The organism is Woeseia oceani (genome assembly GCF_001677435.1).
In the GTDB taxonomy this organism is placed as follows: domain Bacteria; phylum Pseudomonadota; class Gammaproteobacteria; order Steroidobacterales; family Woeseiaceae; genus Woeseia; species Woeseia oceani.
On the sequence record NZ_CP016268.1, the window covers coordinates 795,001 to 811,171 of the forward strand.

At 57.1% G+C, this 16,171-nt stretch carries 17 protein-coding genes, 2 rRNA genes and 1 pseudogene (1 of these 20 cut by a window edge); 13 read left to right on the forward strand and 7 right to left on the reverse strand.

Going from position 1 to position 16,171, the window contains the following annotated elements; all coding sequences use genetic code 11:
* Positions 1–207: ribosomal RNA gene (locus BA177_RS03455) — 23S ribosomal RNA — on the forward strand (it extends 2,693 nt beyond the left edge of the window).
* Between the two features lie 157 nt (positions 208–364).
* Positions 365–480: ribosomal RNA gene (rrf, locus tag BA177_RS03460) — 5S ribosomal RNA — on the forward strand.
* 455 nt (positions 481–935) lie between these two features.
* On the opposite strand, the gene BA177_RS03465 is transcribed toward rrf, so the two are convergent.
* The 3 genes and pseudogenes from BA177_RS03465 to BA177_RS19145 form a co-directional block, all read right to left on the reverse strand.
* Complete coding sequence (locus BA177_RS03465) at positions 936–2,780, reverse strand: outer membrane beta-barrel protein (RefSeq protein WP_082989831.1); 1,845 nt, start codon at positions 2,778–2,780, stop codon at positions 936–938.
* Complete coding sequence (locus tag BA177_RS19140) at positions 2,777–2,989, reverse strand: cytochrome c3 family protein (RefSeq protein WP_408068429.1); 213 nt, start codon at positions 2,987–2,989, stop codon at positions 2,777–2,779. Before BA177_RS19140 ends, BA177_RS03465 begins: the two co-directional genes overlap by 4 nt.
* Positions 2,990–3,079: 90 nt before the next feature.
* Positions 3,080–3,403, reverse strand: a pseudogene (locus BA177_RS19145) (cytochrome c3 family protein); the annotation flags it as partial.
* On the opposite strand from BA177_RS19145, the gene BA177_RS18740 reads away from it, so the two are divergent.
* The 9 genes from BA177_RS18740 to BA177_RS03510 all read left to right on the forward strand — a co-directional run bounded on the left by BA177_RS18740 (position 3,344) and on the right by BA177_RS03510 (position 10,176).
* A complete protein-coding gene (locus tag BA177_RS18740) occupies positions 3,344–3,568 on the forward strand; it encodes a hypothetical protein (protein WP_197493449.1) in 225 nt (74 codons plus the stop codon). The pseudogene BA177_RS19145 and the gene BA177_RS18740 overlap by 60 nt on opposite strands.
* A gap of 98 nt (positions 3,569–3,666) precedes the next feature.
* The gene (gene nqrA / locus BA177_RS03475; RefSeq protein WP_156762677.1) at positions 3,667–5,010 is read left to right on the forward strand and encodes an NADH:ubiquinone reductase (Na(+)-transporting) subunit A; all 1,344 of its coding nucleotides are present in this window, start codon (positions 3,667–3,669) and stop codon (positions 5,008–5,010) included.
* An 86-nt stretch (positions 5,011–5,096) separates the two neighbouring features.
* Complete coding sequence (locus BA177_RS03480) at positions 5,097–6,101, forward strand: RnfABCDGE type electron transport complex subunit D (RefSeq protein ID WP_197493303.1); 1,005 nt, start codon at positions 5,097–5,099, stop codon at positions 6,099–6,101.
* Positions 6,098–6,835: an NADH:ubiquinone reductase (Na(+)-transporting) subunit C gene (gene nqrC / locus BA177_RS03485; RefSeq protein ID WP_068612881.1), complete on the forward strand. Its 738-nt coding sequence runs from the start codon at positions 6,098–6,100 to the stop codon at positions 6,833–6,835. The genes BA177_RS03480 and nqrC overlap by 4 nt, the downstream gene beginning before the upstream one ends.
* Complete coding sequence (locus tag BA177_RS03490; protein ID WP_068612884.1) at positions 6,835–7,473, forward strand: NADH:ubiquinone reductase (Na(+)-transporting) subunit D; 639 nt, start codon at positions 6,835–6,837, stop codon at positions 7,471–7,473. The genes nqrC and BA177_RS03490 overlap by 1 nt, the downstream gene beginning before the upstream one ends.
* Entirely contained in the window at positions 7,470–8,078 is a 609-nt protein-coding gene (gene nqrE, locus BA177_RS03495) for an NADH:ubiquinone reductase (Na(+)-transporting) subunit E (protein ID WP_068612887.1), read from the forward strand. The genes BA177_RS03490 and nqrE overlap by 4 nt, the downstream gene beginning before the upstream one ends.
* A 1-nt stretch (position 8,079) precedes the next feature.
* On the forward strand, positions 8,080–9,303 hold the full coding sequence (gene nqrF, locus BA177_RS03500; protein ID WP_068612892.1) for an NADH:ubiquinone reductase (Na(+)-transporting) subunit F: 1,224 nt from the start codon (positions 8,080–8,082) through the stop codon (positions 9,301–9,303).
* A gap of 151 nt (positions 9,304–9,454) precedes the next feature.
* Positions 9,455–9,883 carry a CBS domain-containing protein gene (locus BA177_RS03505; RefSeq protein WP_068618840.1) on the forward strand — a complete coding sequence of 143 codons (429 nt, stop codon included), beginning with the start codon at positions 9,455–9,457 and terminating at the stop codon, positions 9,881–9,883.
* A gap of 2 nt (positions 9,884–9,885) precedes the next feature.
* Entirely contained in the window at positions 9,886–10,176 is a 291-nt protein-coding gene (locus tag BA177_RS03510) for a hypothetical protein (RefSeq protein WP_068612895.1), read from the forward strand.
* 90 nt (positions 10,177–10,266) lie between these two features.
* Here the strand turns inward: BA177_RS03510 and BA177_RS03515 are convergent, their stop codons facing one another.
* From BA177_RS03515 to BA177_RS03525, 3 genes are all read right to left on the reverse strand, one after another.
* Entirely contained in the window at positions 10,267–11,250 is a 984-nt protein-coding gene (locus BA177_RS03515; RefSeq protein WP_068612898.1) for an LOG family protein, read from the reverse strand.
* 4 nt (positions 11,251–11,254) lie between these two features.
* The gene (locus BA177_RS03520; protein ID WP_068618842.1) at positions 11,255–12,640 is read right to left on the reverse strand and encodes an MBL fold metallo-hydrolase RNA specificity domain-containing protein; all 1,386 of its coding nucleotides are present in this window, start codon (positions 12,638–12,640) and stop codon (positions 11,255–11,257) included.
* Positions 12,641–12,862: 222 nt separating this feature from the next.
* Positions 12,863–13,321 carry a c-type cytochrome gene (locus BA177_RS03525; RefSeq protein WP_068612901.1) on the reverse strand — a complete coding sequence of 153 codons (459 nt, stop codon included), beginning with the start codon at positions 13,319–13,321 and terminating at the stop codon, positions 12,863–12,865.
* A 407-nt stretch (positions 13,322–13,728) separates the two neighbouring features.
* Here BA177_RS03525 and BA177_RS03530 point away from each other — a divergent pair, with 407 nt between their 5' ends.
* The gene (locus BA177_RS03530) at positions 13,729–14,163 is read left to right on the forward strand and encodes an OsmC family protein (protein ID WP_068618844.1); all 435 of its coding nucleotides are present in this window, start codon (positions 13,729–13,731) and stop codon (positions 14,161–14,163) included.
* Between the two features lie 214 nt (positions 14,164–14,377).
* The gene (locus BA177_RS03535; protein ID WP_068612904.1) at positions 14,378–14,923 is read left to right on the forward strand and encodes a lipocalin family protein; all 546 of its coding nucleotides are present in this window, start codon (positions 14,378–14,380) and stop codon (positions 14,921–14,923) included.
* 90 nt (positions 14,924–15,013) lie between these two features.
* Here the strand turns inward: BA177_RS03535 and BA177_RS03540 are convergent, their stop codons facing one another.
* Positions 15,014–16,114 (reverse strand): glycosyltransferase family 4 protein, encoded by a 1,101-nt coding sequence (locus tag BA177_RS03540; RefSeq protein WP_068612907.1) that lies wholly within the window; start codon positions 16,112–16,114, stop codon positions 15,014–15,016.
* Between the last annotated feature and the right edge of the window lie 57 nt (positions 16,115–16,171).

The window sequence follows — 16,171 nt, forward strand, 5'->3', positions numbered from 1 at the left end:
TCACGCCAGTGGCATTGCCGGGTAGCTATATACGGACAGGATAACCGCTGAAAGCATCTAAGCGGGAAGCCCCCTTCAAGATTAGATTTCCCTGGATCCTTGAGATCCCTAAAGAGCCGTTGAAGACTACAACGTTGATAGGCTGGGTGTGGAAGTTCAGCAATGGATGAAGCTAACCAGTACTAATTGCTCGTGAGGCTTGGCCATATAACACCAAAACACTTTGGTGAACGTGTGACGGGAAGTGCGATACTTGAATTCTCAGATGTCAGAAATTTTTCCAGATTGTTGATTTATTCGGCGATCGAGACCGAGTTGCGCGTTCGCAGTGGACGCATAGCTATCTTGATTGCCAACCAGTTTGCCTGGCGGCAATAGCGAGTGGGAACCACCCGATCCCTTTTCGAACTCGGAAGTGAAAACGCTCAGCGCCGATGGTAGTGTGGGGTCTCCCCATGTGAGAGTAGGACACCGCCAGGCTTTTAATCGAAAACGCCGCAGCCCTTGGTTGCGGCTTTTTTTTTTGGGGAGACCCCACGCTTGATTATTGTGGGGTCGCGCTGCTTTGCAGCGCACGGTGCGGCGCCACGGGTTCCGGAGTTGGTCACTGAAGATCAATCCTCACCTGCCGGCCGTGGATCTGGTCACTTGGGCAGGAGGATTGCCCATGTGAGAGTAGGACACCGCCAGGCTTTTAATCGAAAACGCCGCAGCCCTTTATTGCGGCGTTTTTTTTTGGGGAGACCCCACGCTTGATTAGTGTGGGGTCGCGCTGCTTCGCAGCGCACGGTGCGGCGCCACGGGTTCCGGAGTTGGTCACTGAAGATCAATCCTCAACTGCCGGACGTGGACCAGGTGAACCAATTAATTTCGCGAAATTGCCAACGGCGGTTTGGCTATTGGCAAGTAACTTAATTGCGCACAGCCGGAAATGTTCAGAAGCCAAAGAGCAGCGCAGCTTCCACTATTCGCGCATCATAGGACTCAATGTTGTCCTCATTGAAATCGATTTGCCGAAGGTTGAGTCGAAGCGCGTAATTCTGCGGTAGCCGAACCTCGGCAAAACCACTCAGCTCCTCGCGGCGGACAGCAATACTGCCATCGTTATCGTATTGTCGGTATGCTCCGCCAATTGTCCATCGCTCATTGGCCTTGAAAACCAACGATGCGTCGACACTCGCGCTTTGCGCGCTCCACGTGTAGCCAAACAAGTCCTGCCGGCTGCCACCAATCACTGTTCGGTCAATTCGCCTGCTTGCGTCATAATCACTGATTCCCGCTGAAAACTGCCAGCGTGCCGTTGAATAAGATGTTCGAAACACTGTCTGCCGGACATCCGAGCCCCAGTTGCTCCTTGCGTTGCTGGAATCTGTGCGCGAATGCGATCCGGTGAACGAGAGCCCGCTGTCAAATGTGTATCGGGCGCGAAGGCGGTACCGCCTGACATCGGCTGGCGCAGCTAGCGTGAAAGGATCGTCGATATCAGTCTCGTTAATGCTCGCCCGCAGGCTCAAATGCTTGTCCGGACGATAGTCGAGCATTGCGTAAAAGCCGTCGGTCGACGTTTTCTCGTCAGGGCTGACAGCCGGCGCACTTGTCGGGAATACGCTGAAACGAACGTCACGTTGATCCGCATACCATCCCACCGACACGCTCAGCTCGCGGTTCGCCGCGAACTGCAGTCCCGCTTCGACGCTGTTCGTGGTGACATCCCAATCGCTGCCGATCGCCGCGACTCCGCCCGTTACATCCGAGGCAAACTGTTCGAAATCCCGCCGGGATACTCCGCCGGTGACCGCAAAGCGGTCATTGAGTGCATAGGACAGGTCAAGTTCGAAAACATTGGTATCGCGATCCGCAGTTACACTGTTGCTCTCGTCGCTGCTGTACGGGTTACCGGTGTATCCGGTGCCCTGGGCCGTTTCATTGGCAGTCGTCCTCATGTCGAGATTGCCGAACATTGCCGCAAATCGCAGTTCAAGCCGTTCGTTTGGCCAGGCATCGACGCGCAAGAGGTGTTCGTGTCCCCTGTATTCATAGGGTTGCTGGAGGAAGAAATTGTCCAGCGTTGTCAGGTTATCCGGGTTTTCTCCGGCCGAACTGCCTGCGAGAAACGTTGTTGAGTCGCTTTCGAATTCTCTCAGCCGCTCCTCAACCGATACTGCAAGATGTTCCCATTGGTAGCGAAAAATGCCGCGAAGCAAGCGCATCTCCTCGTCTATCGGCTTTTCCATCTCAAATTCATTGCGTTCGAAATCAAGTGTTGTCGTACTATCGCCGCGCCGGCCGTACCGTTGAAAATCGACAGTCGCGGTGGCTCGTTCGCTCAGGGTGCCCACCAGTGAAACGTTGTCGCGCACCCGGGAAAAATCGTAGTGGTGATAATCACCGCCGGTCGATCCATTGATACTGGCGTTTTCCGGGAGAATGAGGATGTCCTCGTACACATAATCGCTGCGTTGCCGCGTGGCAGTGAAATGCCACTGACCGTACTTTCGGACTTCGAGCCTGGCACTCTCAAAAGGATCACCACCCAATCCGTACAGATCGATATTGACGAGATCTGGTCCATTGCCATCCCCCGATTCGGGTCTATAGGCTACTGTCGCCTGGAGCAATCGGGGCCCTTCTTCGAGGTTCACATCCTCAGCGTATTTTGGCGTATCGCCATCGAGCGACACAGCACGGTAACCAATGGCAATTTCGCCTGTTAGTTCATCGGTCAACGAGAGACCGGGAGCGACGGCCGCCATCACCAGTAACCACGGTCGAACGCTCATTTGAGAAATCCGGGGTCGAGATTGGAGCCGTGTATCGTCACATGACAATTTGTGCAAACGGTATTGGTCCCGAAGCGGGGGTCACCGACCGGTGCAAAACTCAGGTGAAATTGTGGTACCTCCGCGTGACAGGCATAACATAGTTCACCAGTCTGCTGATGCGTCAGCAGGTGGCGGTTAGCGCTGCCATGAGGTGTATGACAGGCTATGCAGCCGTCAACGCGGGACGCATCGTGTTCGAACAGGAACGGGCCATCTTTGTCGGCATGGCAATCGGTACAAACTGATTCTTTGGCACTTCCAAGTCGCGGAACGAATTGACGGTCGTGTGGATTGTGACAGGACACGCAGGTAAGAGAGTTTTCCTGTAACCGATGGCGTTTGTTGAAGGCGAACTCGGCAAGTACGTCCTCATGGCAAGCAGCACAATTGGCGGAGCCCTCATCTATACGCTCGAAGCCCGCCGGCAGTGCGGTCTTCTCCTTGCCCCCGTGCACCGAATGACAGTCGATACACGCGACCCCTGCCCGGGTATGGGCGCCATTTGTTGAGTGTTGGTCGGTGTGACAGCCAGTACAGGTCTGGTTCTGGCGCTGCAGTGCTTCGCCGACAAAGGCAAACACTTTGTCGGGTTCAAACGGGTGCCCCGTTCCGTCACCATGGCAGGAAGTGCACGCCGCGGAGGGATCATCGGTTGTTATGAGCGCCTTGTGCGGCTGGTTCAGGAGTTCCGCAGCATGCTCGGCATGACAGGCGACGCAATTGGCATTCGCACTGAACGCCAGTAACGAGAAGACACAGCACGTAAGGGCAAGTCTGATCATCGAACCGCTCTCTGTACCCCAGTCCGTAGACATTAGCAGGTACCGTCTTCGCAGTACTCTAGGTGAAAGTACGTAGTGCCGCGCACCGCATGCACGGTGAAAATGTTGAAATGCGTATCGAACTCAAACGTGGCCTCGATATCACGCTTGCCGGCGCGCCGTTGCAGCGTATTGAAGGCACGCTCACGAGCTCCAGGGTCGGCGTGCAGCCCGCTGATTTCGGCGGGTTGCGGCCCAGGCTTGTGGTTGCTGTGGGTGATCGGGTGCAGGCTGGTGACGTGTTATTTCGAGACAGGCACGATCCGCGAATTGCCTGCACGTCGCTGGTTTCCGGTCGTGTAGTCGATATTCGCCGCGGCAATAAGCGACGCATCTGCGAAGTCATCGTGGCCCGGGAAGGTAGCCAGGTCGCAGCCTTCCCGTCGCACAGCGCTAATACGCTGACGAGCCTGCCGCTCGATGATTTGCGCGATACTTTGCTTCGCTCAGGTATGTGGGCCGCTATGCGAGCGCGGCCGCATGATTGTATCGCCTCGCCAGCGATAGAACCCCGAGCGCTCTTTGTCACCGCAATCGATACGCGCCCGCATGCGCCCGACCCGGCAGTGGTGTTGCACGACGAAACAGACTCCTTTGTTGCCGGAATCAAGGTACTGTCACGATTGTCGAACGGTAATACCTACGTTTGCGTTGCGCCGAATTCGAGCATACCGGTGCCGGAATGCCGGCGCATAAAGCGGCTCGAATTTGCCGGACCGCACCCGGCCGGGCTGGCCGGTACACACCTGCATTCAGTCGGTTTGCCAATCGCGCGCGACGCCGATCTTTGGCATGTGGGCTACCAGGATGTCGCCGCGATCGGGCACCTGATGCTGACAGGCACCGTGTCCGCGCGACGCGTCATCTCGCTGTCAGGACCCGGTGCTACGCATCCGCGACTGGTGCACGCGATGCCTGGTTTGGATCTGCAGCAGCTATCGAACGAATGGAATGGTCCGGTGGGGATTACGGTGTCCGGTTCGCCCCTCGACGGCGTCGAAGGTGCGCGATACCTGGGGCGTTATCATAACCAGGTAACCTTGTTGCCCAACGAAACGGTCGCGCCGCACCGCGGTCTGCGCGCATTGTTTGGTAGCGCGGTATCCACGCAGGCGTCCATCAATCTTCGCACCAGGCGATATGGCATGCTTCCGCTCGAAGTCTTCGAGCGTGTATGGCCGTACCGCTCGGCACCACAAGTGCTGCTGCGCGCACTGCTTGCCAACGACGAAGAAACGGCAGAACGGCATGGGTGCCTGGGCCTGGTCGAGGAAGACCTTGCGCTTTGCAACTACGTTTGTCCCAGCCGCAATGAGTACGGTGACGCTTTGCGTCGTACGCTCGATGCCATCGAGTCTTCGCGGTGAACGTTGCGTATGGGCAAGCCTCGTCGCAATCGCTGACTGCGCCGATCAGGCTTTTCAGCGGCAACAAACAGCCCGGGAAAATGCTGTTGTGCAATTCACGCGGTACTGGCCCGCTGCTGCGTTTGTTCGTTCTCGCCTCGCTTCCCGCAGCACTGGTCGGGGCCTGGAATGCTGGCCGCGACTGGCTCGCGGTGAGCAGCGACGTCGCCGATTGGCGGCAACAATTGTTCGCCATCTCAGGCCTTCCTGCGAGCAGCACGGTAACGGAGTTGTTGGCCGGACTTTCTTTCCTTGTACCGTTGCTGCTGGTCGCTATTGCTGTCAGTGCTGCCTGGGAGTTTGTCTTCGCATCGCTGCGGCGGCGCAGCATCGATCCCGGTTGGTTGATGTCCAGCTGGCTGTTCGTGCTGCTCCTGCCTCCTCAGACGCCACTAACACTTGCCGCAATCGGAATGAGTTTTGGTGCGGTGATAGGCAAGCACGTGTTCGGTGGCACGGGGCGGTACATCACCAGTCCGACTGCGGTCGGTGCGCTGTTTCTGCATTTCGCCTACCCGGCGATCGCGCCGGCAGCGACAAGCTGGAGTCTCATTGCAGAACAAGGCGCAACGCAGACTGTGGCGGACGGTGTTACCTGGCTGACGCTGTTTGCCGGTCGGGAAACTGGCATGCTCGGCACGGCCTCTGCGCTGGCCTGCATGCTTGGTGCCCTGTGGTTGCTGCTGACCGGCGCTGCATCGGCGCGGACCTTGGCGGGCGGACTGGTTGGTTTGTTGTTTGCTGGATGGATTGCATTTCAGTGCGGTGGCAATTTGCCCGCCCACTGGCAGTTCGCGTTAGGCAACGCGGCATTTTGCTGGGCGTTCATACTTACGGATCCAACCACATTGCCACTGACCAGAAGCGGTCGCTGGTTGCACGGTTTCGCTTTCGGCTCGCTAATCGTTCTTATGCGGGAAGCCGATCCGGCGCGGCCCGAAAGTGCGCTGTTTGCCGTGGTGCTCGCCGCACTTTTCGTACCATTGATTGATTACGTCACAGCGCTAGCAGCCCGCCGGAAATACGCTAATGCACTCGAGCTGGCGCAATGAACGTCGATACGGTACCGCGCACACTGCTTGTCGCGACCCTGATCGCCCTGATCTGCTCGGTGATGGTTGCGGCGGCCGTTGATGCGCTCCGACCTGTGCAGGAAGGCTACCAGCTTCTGGATCGTAACCGCAGCATAGTCGAGGCAGCGGGTCGGTTGCCGTCGGAAGCGGCGAATGATCGCGAGATCATCAGCAACTTTCTCGAGCTGGAAGCACACGTGGTTGAGTTGCGCAGCGGTCAGTATCTTCCTCGAACAGATGCTCACACATTCGATCACTGGGCGGATCCTCGGGATGAAGCGGCAACCAACAGCAGCTCCGGCAACGAACGCGTTCCGGTCTATATCGTCCGTCGCGCTGGCAAGATCGAGCGCATTGTCCTGCCGGTCCACGGGCCGGGAATGTGGGACACGATCTATGCCTATATCGCACTTGCGGCGGACTTCAACACAGTCCAGGACCTCGTCATCTACAAGCACGGTGAAACTCCTGCGATAGGTGATCGAATTGAAGATCCGGAATGGCTGCAACAATGGCAGGGCAAACGCATATACGACGAACAGGGCGAGGTGCGCATTAGCGTAAGCCGGAGAGCCGAGCAGCGTCACGGCGTGGACCTCATCAGTGGCGCGTCGATTACCAGTGATGCGGTCGGCACACTTGTCGCACAGTGGTTTGGCGCGGACGGGTACAAGCCGTATTTGGACCGGTTGCGGCAGGAGGCTTCGAACTGATGTCAGCTTTCACATCGCGACTCCGCGCTCCCTTGCTCGATGACAATCCGATAACCGTGCAGGTGCTCGGGCTGTGTTCCGCCCTTGCTGTGTCCCGTTCGCTGGAGCCTGCGCTGATCATGGCAGCGTCCGTGCTGGCAGTGCTGCTATTTTCGAACACTGTCGTCAGCCTGATACGGGGACTGATGCCGCGCAGCATACGATTGATCCTGGAGGTCACGCTGATCGCATCGGCGGTCATCGTAGTTGATGAGTTCCTGAAGGCATTCGCCCCCGAAGTCTCGCGCACCTTGTCAGTCTTCGTCGGGCTCATCATCACCAACTGTATCGTACTTGGACGCGTTGAATCCTTCGCTCTTCATAACCGTGTAATGGACAGTATTGCCGATGCACTCGGCAATGGGCTTGGTTTCGGCGCCATACTTATAAGCGTTGCTGCCACGCGTGAACTGCTTGGCAGCGGTACGCTGTTGGGTCGAGCAATGTTGCCGGAATCGTTCCCGAAGAACGAGATGATGCTGTACGCACCCAGTGCGTTTTTCCTGATTGGGTTCGTCATCTGGGGCAGCCGCGCCTGGCAACGCCGCTGGCGTGCGGCGGCACTTACAACGACACTGATGCAACCGCCGGTTCGATGAGTGACTTCCTGAACATTGTTTTTCGGGCAATGGTGGTCGAGAACCTGGCGCTCGTCTTTCTGCTCGGCATGTGTACATACATCGCTGTTTCGAAGCGGGTCGACACGGCGATCGGGCTCGGCATTGCCGTGTCGGTCGTCATTCTGATCACGGTGCCTGTCAACCAGCTTATCTACAACTATCTGCTGGCCCCTGGCGCGCTCTCGTGGGCTGGTTACCCTGAACTCGATTTGTCCTTCCTGCGTTTTATCGCGTTTATTGGTGTCATTGCTGCGCTGGTACAGATACTCGAGATGGTGCTTGACCGGTCCTTCCCGCGTTTGCATCAGGCACTTGGAATTTACCTGCCATTGTTGACGGTGAATTGCGCCATCCTCGGTGCTTCATTGTTGATGGCGCAACGCAGCCTTGGCTTTGTTGACAGTGTGGCGTACGGGCTGGGAGTCGGCATAGGCTGGGCGCTGGCGGTGATTGTGTTCGCTGCGATAAGAGAACGACTACGCTACAGCGATGCACCTGAGGATCTGAAAGGACTCGGCCTCTCGTTCATCGTAACGGGCCTGATTGCGTTCGCGTTTGCCGGTCTGTCCGGTATCGAGATCTAGGATGGGCGAAACGGTGATCATAGTCGGTATTTCCACCACGATAGTGCTGTTACTGTCTTCGATCGTGCTGCTCGCGCGACATTTTCTGGTGCCGTCCGGTACCGCAGAGATCACCCTCAACGGCCAGAGATCGCTGCAAGTAGCGCGAGGGGAGAAACTGCTGGATGCGCTCGCGTACAACAATATTCTGCTACCCGCCGCCTGTGGCGGCCGCGGTTCGTGCGGGCAATGCCGTGTCACTGTCATTGCGGGCGGCGGCGAGATTTTGCCGACCGAACGTAACTTGATCAGCCGCCGCGAAGCGGCGAGCGGTACGCGACTCGCCTGCATGGTAAATGTTCGTGACAATCTCGCGATCCGCGTAGCGGATGAATTGCTGGAGGCCCGCCAGTCATTGGGCCGGGTGCGCTCCAATCACAATGTGTCCACCTACCTGAAAGAAATTGTCCTTGAACTTCCAGAGGGTAAGGGCCTTGGGCACGAGGCTGGCGACTATGTTCTTATCGAGGCTCCGCCGGGAAAGACGCGTTTTGCCGATTTTGCAATTCCGGAAGAATACCGGGAAGTCTGGCAGCGCGATGGCCTGTTTGCGCTTGAAGCTGAACGGGAGGTTGCTGAGAAGCGCGCGTACTCGATTGCGAGCGCGCCGCAGGAAGCCGGTACAATACGGTTGATCGTGCGCATTGCTTTGCCGCCCGCGAACGCCTCCGCGAGAACGCCGCCAGGGCTCGTATCGTCGTTCCTTTTTTCCCTTGCCGCTGGTGACACTGTCGAGATGTCAGGACCTTTCGGTGAATTCCATGCGCGGGACTCGGCTGCCGAAATGGTGTTGATCGGTGGCGGTGCCGGTATCGCCCCGTTACGCGCGATTCTGCAAGACCAGCTCGTCGGTCAGAAGACTGCGAGACGTATCAGTCTCTGGTATGGAGCGCGCGACAAGGCCGATATCTGCCTTGCTGACGAATTCGAGGCTTTGGCGCGCGAGTACGAAAACTTCAGCTGGCATGTAGCCCTGTCCGATCGCAAGGCCGACCCCGGCTGGAGTGGCCCGCGGGGCTTCATTCATGCGGTCGTCCGGGACACCTATCTCGCCAATCACCCGGCACCGGAGGATGCAGAGTACTATTTGTGTGGACCTCCGCTGATGAGCAGTGCAGTTGTGGCAATGCTGGAGGACTTTGGCGTGGAGGCGGACAGCATACTGTTCGATAACTTCGGCACATGACTATATTCATTGCAACGTTTGTTGCGTTCTGCCTGATGATGGCGGCCATGGCACTCGGCATGCTGTTGGGACGCACACAAGAACTCAAGCGCGGCTGCGGGCGCGAATGCGAGTGCCTGGATCGTGCCAGGCCACGTGAGGAATGTCGCCGATGATTCATCCATTACGTGTGCGTGACTTCATGACAACCAAACTCCACACCACGGAGCCGGATGCCGACATCATGTCGGCGGTCAAGATACTTGTTGACCAGAACATCTCCGGGCTGCTGGTTATAGACAACCATGGCGCTCTCAAGGGCATCCTGACCGAGCGCGACTGTATCGGTGTTGCTCTGGATGCCGGCTACTTTGATGAAGCAGGCGGTCGCGTAAGCAATTACATGTCCAGCGACATAGAGACCGTCGACGTCGATCTCAGTCTGCTTGATCTTGCCGAACAGTTCGTGCGCCGAAGCTTTCGTCGCTACCCGGTTACAGAGGACAATAAACTGGTCGGCGTGATCGCGAGACGGGACGTCCTGAAGGCACTGACCAGCGGCGCGTGGTTTTCGATTCCGGGCAACACACCGAGGAGATGATGATGAGTAGGATTAAAACAGTGGCCGTGTTTGCCTCGACGGTGGCGATCGCGGTATTTGCGCTCACTGCATTGCAAACGCGCGACGTCGTTGCACACAGTGAACCCGCAACAACCAGCTGTGCAAACTGCCACCAGGGCAAGCTCAGCTTTGCCGGAAAGGATAGTCAGGAACTGGCGGTGCGCATTCATGCTGTGCTTAACGGCGAAATACGGCATCCACCACTCGGTCTTGATGATGTGAGCGATGCGGCAATACAGCAACTTGCCGAACAACTCGCGGCTAGAAAATAGGTCGCGATCAGGCTCGCAGGCTATGGCTGATTAGGTGGGTGTTAACGTGTTGCCGGATAAGTGCCAAGATGGCAGGGTGGCTCAGGTGTGCTAGTTAGCCTGTAATTTTTCGCAGAACAGCGAGCTGCCGGAGCGCTGATACCATTCGTTGATCCCATCCCATATGCCCTGGGCGGACTCGGCATACCAGAACAGGTCCAGATCCTCTGGATCGATTACCCCGTTCGCGGCCAGTGCCTCAGAGTCGAGAATTCTGCGCCAGAATGACTCACCTACCAACACGATAGGCACAGGAATAATCTTGCGTGTCTGGGCCAAAGTCAGCACGTCGAACAGCTCGTCAAGGGTACCGAAGCCGCCTGGGAAAAAAACCAGCGCGCGAGCGCGCATCAGGAAGTGCAGTTTGCGAATGCCAAAGTAGCGTACGGAGAAGCAAAGCCCGGGACTCACATAGGGGTTTGGAAACTGTTCATGCGGCAACGTGATGTTCAGCCCGATGCTCTTCGCGCCAACGTCAAACGCACCCCGGTTGGCAGCTTCCATGATGCCGGGTCCACCGCCCGTCATGACGGTGAGACGGCAGTCGGCCGGTCCATCGCCGGCCCGGCCGACGATGGCGCCAAACTCCCGCGCAATAGTGTAGTAGTGGCTTATTTTTAGAATGCGTTTTGCGACCTTGAGGCGAGCAGCGATCTCAACATCGTCAGGATTGTTTTCCAGCAATTGATTCAGCTCGGCAACGCGCCGCTGAGCTTCTGCTGGTTCAACAATGCGCGTGCCACCGAATACCACCAACGTGTTCTGCACACCCGCCTGACGCATCAGCAAGTCCGGTTTCATGTAGTCCAGACCGAGCCTTGCACCTCGGACGAGGTCGTCCTGCAGAAAGGTTGAGTCCTTGTCCGCTTCACGATAGCTGTCACTGGCAACCAGTGCAGCGACCCGCGCGGCCGCGTCGGGGTCGTCAAACTGTGACTTGATACTTTGCGACGGTAGTGGCGACTTGCGTTTCGCGGGATCGACCGGTGGTGGTACAACGCAGGCGCGACCCTTATCTCTTCTCTTGTCATTCACGAAGCTAGATCTCTATTTTCTGCCCACGGACAGCAATCGAGGCCGGTGCGTTCAGCGTCTCGCGCAGTTTCTCTTGCAGTGCTTGCTGCGCTTTCGGCTCACCATGCACAAGGTAGAGCGGCGGCCGGTTCGCAAAGTTTCGGTACCAGTCAATGAGATCAGCCTGGTCGCCGTGAGCGGACAAACCTCCCACTGTGTGGATCTGCGCGCGAACAGGCAGTGTTTCGCCCCATAGCCGAATCTCGGTTTCGCCATCGACGAGTCGCCTGCCGAGTGTGCCGTGCGCCTGAAAACCGATCAAAATGACATGGCACTCAGCCCGGTCAATATTGTTTTTCAGGTGGTGATGGATGCGCCCGCCCGTGCACATGCCACTGCCCGCGATGATGATGGCCCCTGACCGTATCGTATTGATCCCCATAGACTCTTCGGTCGTCATGGTCGCGTGAAAGTTCGGCAGATTCGGCAATTCGGAACCAGGGCGAAACAGCTCGGCGCCATACAAGTGACGAAAGCGGGCGTAGACTTTGGTTGCCTCTATGCCCATGGGGCTGTCGAGGTAAATGTGCCAGTCAGCAAGACCCCATCGCTTGTAGTTTTGCGACATCAGGTACAGGAGGTCCTGGGTTCTGCCAACGGTAAAAGCCGGTATCAGGATGTTGCCTTTGCTGGCTCTCGCACGTTGAAAGATGTCAGCCAGTTCAATCAGCGTTTCGTCAAACGAGCGATGCAAACGGTCGCCATAGGTGCTTTCCATTAATACCGCATCGGCGTGTTTGAGGCGTTTTGGCGGCTCCATCACTGGCGCGTCCCGGTAGCCAAGGTCGCCGGTGAATACCAATGTACGGCTGGCAGTGCCGTCGCTACAACGTAGCTCGACGATCGCCGAGCCAAGAATGTGCCCGGCGTCCAGGAACCGTAGCCACAGGCCTGGCAAGATTTCCGTCGATTCTTCGTAGCGAAAGCTACGGAAAAGCTTAAGGGAATCTTCAGCGTCAGCTCGCGTGTACAGAGCTTCTACCGGTTCTTCGCCTTTCTTGTCACGCTTGCGATTTTCCCACTCAGCATCCTTTTCATGCAGGTATCCCGAGTCCGGAAGCATGATTGAACAAAGTTCACGGGTCGCATTCTGGGTGTACACCGGCCCCGTATATCCACGCTTTGCCAGTAGTGGAACACGCCCCGAGTGATCGATATGCGCATGGCTCAATATGACCGCGTCAATATCTTTAATCGGCACCGGAAACGGCTCGGCATTGCGCAGTTCGTCCTTGCGACCACCCTGTACGAGGCCGCATTCGAGCAAGACGGTATGCTGACCCGTGCGGATCACGTACAAGGAACCGGTGACCTCTTCGGTCGCGCCAAAAAACTGTAGCTCAAACTTCATTACTGCGACCGCCCGCTGCAAATTTCCGACAATCAGCAAGCAGAATTCTATGAACGGGGCAGAGGTTCAATACGTAGATATACTCGCGAAAACCGGAGAATGCGCGACCACTTTGTGTAGCCGCGCACGGTCAACAGCGATCCGCAGTGCCAGCGCATGCTTTTCCGCTGTCGCATTGAGTTGCTGGCAGGTCAATTCAGTACCTGCCAGCGTGCACCTGGACTAATACGTGTAAACCGGATAACGGTAGCTTGGCCGTTTGACAACCTCGTATCGGGAGTCAAGGAAAGCAACGATGTCGATCAGCTGCGTTACCGTCATGACGTCATTGTAGACTGGCATGATCGATTCACCGTTCTGTGCAATTTCCTGCTTGAACAGGTTTCGCGCCAGTTTGTGCGACGGATTGATAACTGAGGTGACAAGCTCGTTGTAGCTCTTTACCTTCGATACGTTGCCGCCGAGCAGCATGGTAACCGGGCCCATTTCTTCGGCGGCAGGCAGGTCCAATCCGCTCACGGTATGACACGCTGTGCATTCCAGCGAGACGAACGCCTCCTGACCGGCGGTGGCATCGCCTTCCGGCAGTACGAGCTGTTGACCTGAATTCGCGCCGCTTTGGCAAGCAGCAAGCCCGACGAACAGCGCTGCAATCGACGCGAGATGTGTGGCTTTTTTCATCGTAAACCCTCTTGAGTTTCAGTGACGCGCAGTGTTTCGGCACGTTTTCTGTTTGATTCGCTACAGCGTGGAGTGGAATGCGGATTGGCAGCAGGCGTGCTTGCTGCCTGTCAGGCCACCCCTGTTCTGCAACAGTGGCGCACGTGGCATCGACTTCCGGTGCATGGCGAATACCCTGAAATGATCAATCATAGCGGCACCGTCGCCCATCCGGGAAAACACCTAGAAAGCACGAGCACCGGGTTACAGGGGTGTTCATGCCAATGCCTGTGTGCACATCCACGCTTTTCGACCGGAGCATGACTATCCAGGCTGTGTACAAATAGGTAGTAACCCGGATTGCCAGTTATTCCGGTCGCTTCAGTATGCAAGTCGCGTATCGGAATGCAAGCAATCAGGAATACAACATGCATAGTTACCCACACCTGTATGCCGTTTCAGCAGATGCCGGTCTTGAAGGCGATGTTCGGCTGACAAGCAACGGTTTAGCCGAAATCTCCTCCGCACCACCCGCGGAATTTGGCGGCCCTGGCGATCAATGGTCGCCGGAAACATTGCTGGTAGCGGCGGTTGCGGACTGCTTCGTACTGACTTTTCGGGCTATAGCCCGCGCATCGAAGCTCGAATGGGTCGCGTTGAAGTGCGAAGTTGAAGGCGTACTCGATCGCACAGACAAAGTTGTGCGCTTTACCGAGTTCAAACTCAAAGTGCTACTCCACGTACCGCAGGGTACGAACGAGCAACAGGCAAAGCGTATCCTGGAAAAATCCGAGAACGGTTGCCTGATTACCAATTCACTCAAATCGGATACACAACTTGAAGCGGAAGTACGCGCCGGATAGTGAGCAGAATGACAAAGGGTCTCGAGCCGAACCGGCTACCGCGACGGGCGTATCATGTCTGGATATCGGGATGGCGCGCCAAAACGGCAAGCGAAGGATCGCTTGTTTGAATCGCTCCGCATGTAATGTTTTGTAACCGGCGTAGCTTCCCCTCTTACATGCCGTCCGGTTCGCCGCTATGTTCGGTGTCAATAAAATGAGGCGAGAGCGTGTTATGAATTTACGGTCCCGGATTTTCACGCCGCTACTTGCGTCGCTTGTTGCGGTGTTTCAAAGCAGCTGCGTAGGTGCTCCCGATGGAGTGCAAGCCGTCTCCGGCTTCGAACTCAATCGCTACCTCGGCACCTGGTATGAGATCGCCCGACTCGATCACCGCTTTGAAAGGGGGATGTCGGACGTTACCGCTACCTACAGCCTGCGTGACGATGGTGGTATCAACGTGGTCAATCGTGGCTACAAAGCGTCATCCGGTGAATGGAACGATGCAACAGGCAAGGCCTATTTTGTCGGCGCCCCGGATACAGGTCAGTTGAAGGTCTCGTTTTTTGGCCCGTTCTACGGCGGTTACAACATCATTGCGCTCGACAAGGACGACTACCAGTATGCATTAATAGCAGGGCCAGACAGGGGGTACTTATGGATACTGGCTCGTTCGCGCACGCTTGAGCCGGCGGTGCTCTCGGCATTGATCGCCAAAGCCAGAAGGCTGAACTTCCCCACGGATGAGCTGATTTTCGTTGATCACCTTTTACCGGACTAGCACCGGACTCCGCGAGCGCTCAGGCGGCTACAAGTCGCGGACTTCGAAAGTGGCTATTGCTGCGCCACGCGCACAGCGGGCCGAGGTCAACTATGCCTGAACTGTCTTGCCCGTCAGTTCCTGATACAGCGCAATCGTTTTGGTGACTGTATCCTCGTTGCGAAAATGGCTGGCGATCCGGGTCCGGGCGGCTTTCCCCATTCGTTCTCGCAAATCCGGGTCTCTGTACAAACGTTCGAATGCTGTTGCCAACGCTTGCGGATCGTGAACCGGCACAATCAGCCCGCTTTCGCCATCGACCACCAGTTCAGGGCTTCCGCCGCTGTCCGTGACAACGGGAGGCACGCCGTAGGCCATGGCTTCTATGACCGATCTCGGCAAGCCCTCGCGTTTGGTTGATGCCAGACAAAAGACATCACTCGCCGCGCTGATGCTTGGTGCGTCCTTGCGATAGCCCGGGCGATGGATGCGGCTCGCCGCCGCGCTGGCGGCGATCTGGCGATCCAGCCGGGGCCCGGTCATATTGCCGACCAATAGCAAATGCGCCGGGATATCGGCGGGCAGGAGACCCATTGCTTCGACCAGGACTTCGACGCCTTTTCTGGGCCGGTAATTGGCAACGCAGGTGATAACGAAAGCATCGGCAGGCAAGCCCAGTTCGGCGAGGTCGGCGGGACTCTGGTCATACCATTCCAGCCGGTGTCCCTTGTGGATTGTGACCGGCCGGTGGTCCGGCATCCTCAGGAACGCGGGTTGCATCTGCAGGAAATGCCGCCGAATGGCCTCGCACACGCAGATAATCCGATCTATCCGCGGGTTCAGGTAGCGCATCCACGACATGGGGTCGAGAAAGCTGACCGCGCCCACAATGCCCCGGTAGGCAACCACTTTGATGTCTCGCCCGCGCACTGCCCGTAATACGTTTGTTATCGCTTTGTTATTAAACGTATGGACGATGTCGTACTGACGCCGATCAAACTCCTGCTGCAACCGGCGTATGCCTGCCTTGTCAAAGTTCTTCCGCAGTGGCAGATCTATGATCGGTACCCCGGCGTCGGTCAGCCGCGCGAGATTCGGGCTTTCTGACTGGCAGCTCACGGTGATGTCGATGCCGGCACGGTGCATACCGATGAACGATTCTATGGTCGGGCGATCGCTGTCATCAACGATGCAGAGGACGCGAATACTCATGACTGACCCCGCCCGGCAACACGCTCGTGCGCTGCTGCGCCCAATCCCGGGGCGTCT

Coding starts and splice junctions, on each gene's coding strand:
- nqrC (WP_068612881.1), top strand. CDS start 6,098: ATGAACGTCGATACGGTACCGCGCACACTGCTTGTCGCGACCCTGATC.
- BA177_RS03525 (WP_068612901.1), bottom strand. CDS start 13,321: ATGAAAAAAGCCACACATCTCGCGTCGATTGCAGCGCTGTTCGTCGGG.
- nqrE (WP_068612887.1), top strand. CDS start 7,470: ATGAGTGACTTCCTGAACATTGTTTTTCGGGCAATGGTGGTCGAGAAC.
- BA177_RS03540 (WP_068612907.1), bottom strand. CDS start 16,114: ATGAGTATTCGCGTCCTCTGCATCGTTGATGACAGCGATCGCCCGACC.
- BA177_RS03535 (WP_068612904.1), top strand. CDS start 14,378: ATGAATTTACGGTCCCGGATTTTCACGCCGCTACTTGCGTCGCTTGTT.
- BA177_RS03505 (WP_068618840.1), top strand. CDS start 9,455: ATGATTCATCCATTACGTGTGCGTGACTTCATGACAACCAAACTCCAC.
- BA177_RS03510 (WP_068612895.1), top strand. CDS start 9,886: ATGAGTAGGATTAAAACAGTGGCCGTGTTTGCCTCGACGGTGGCGATC.
- BA177_RS03465 (WP_082989831.1), bottom strand. CDS start 2,780: ATGAGCGTTCGACCGTGGTTACTGGTGATGGCGGCCGTCGCTCCCGGT.
- BA177_RS03490 (WP_068612884.1), top strand. CDS start 6,835: ATGTCAGCTTTCACATCGCGACTCCGCGCTCCCTTGCTCGATGACAAT.
- BA177_RS03520 (WP_068618842.1), bottom strand. CDS start 12,640: ATGAAGTTTGAGCTACAGTTTTTTGGCGCGACCGAAGAGGTCACCGGT.
- BA177_RS03530 (WP_068618844.1), top strand. CDS start 13,729: ATGCATAGTTACCCACACCTGTATGCCGTTTCAGCAGATGCCGGTCTT.
- nqrF (WP_068612892.1), top strand. CDS start 8,080: ATGGGCGAAACGGTGATCATAGTCGGTATTTCCACCACGATAGTGCTG.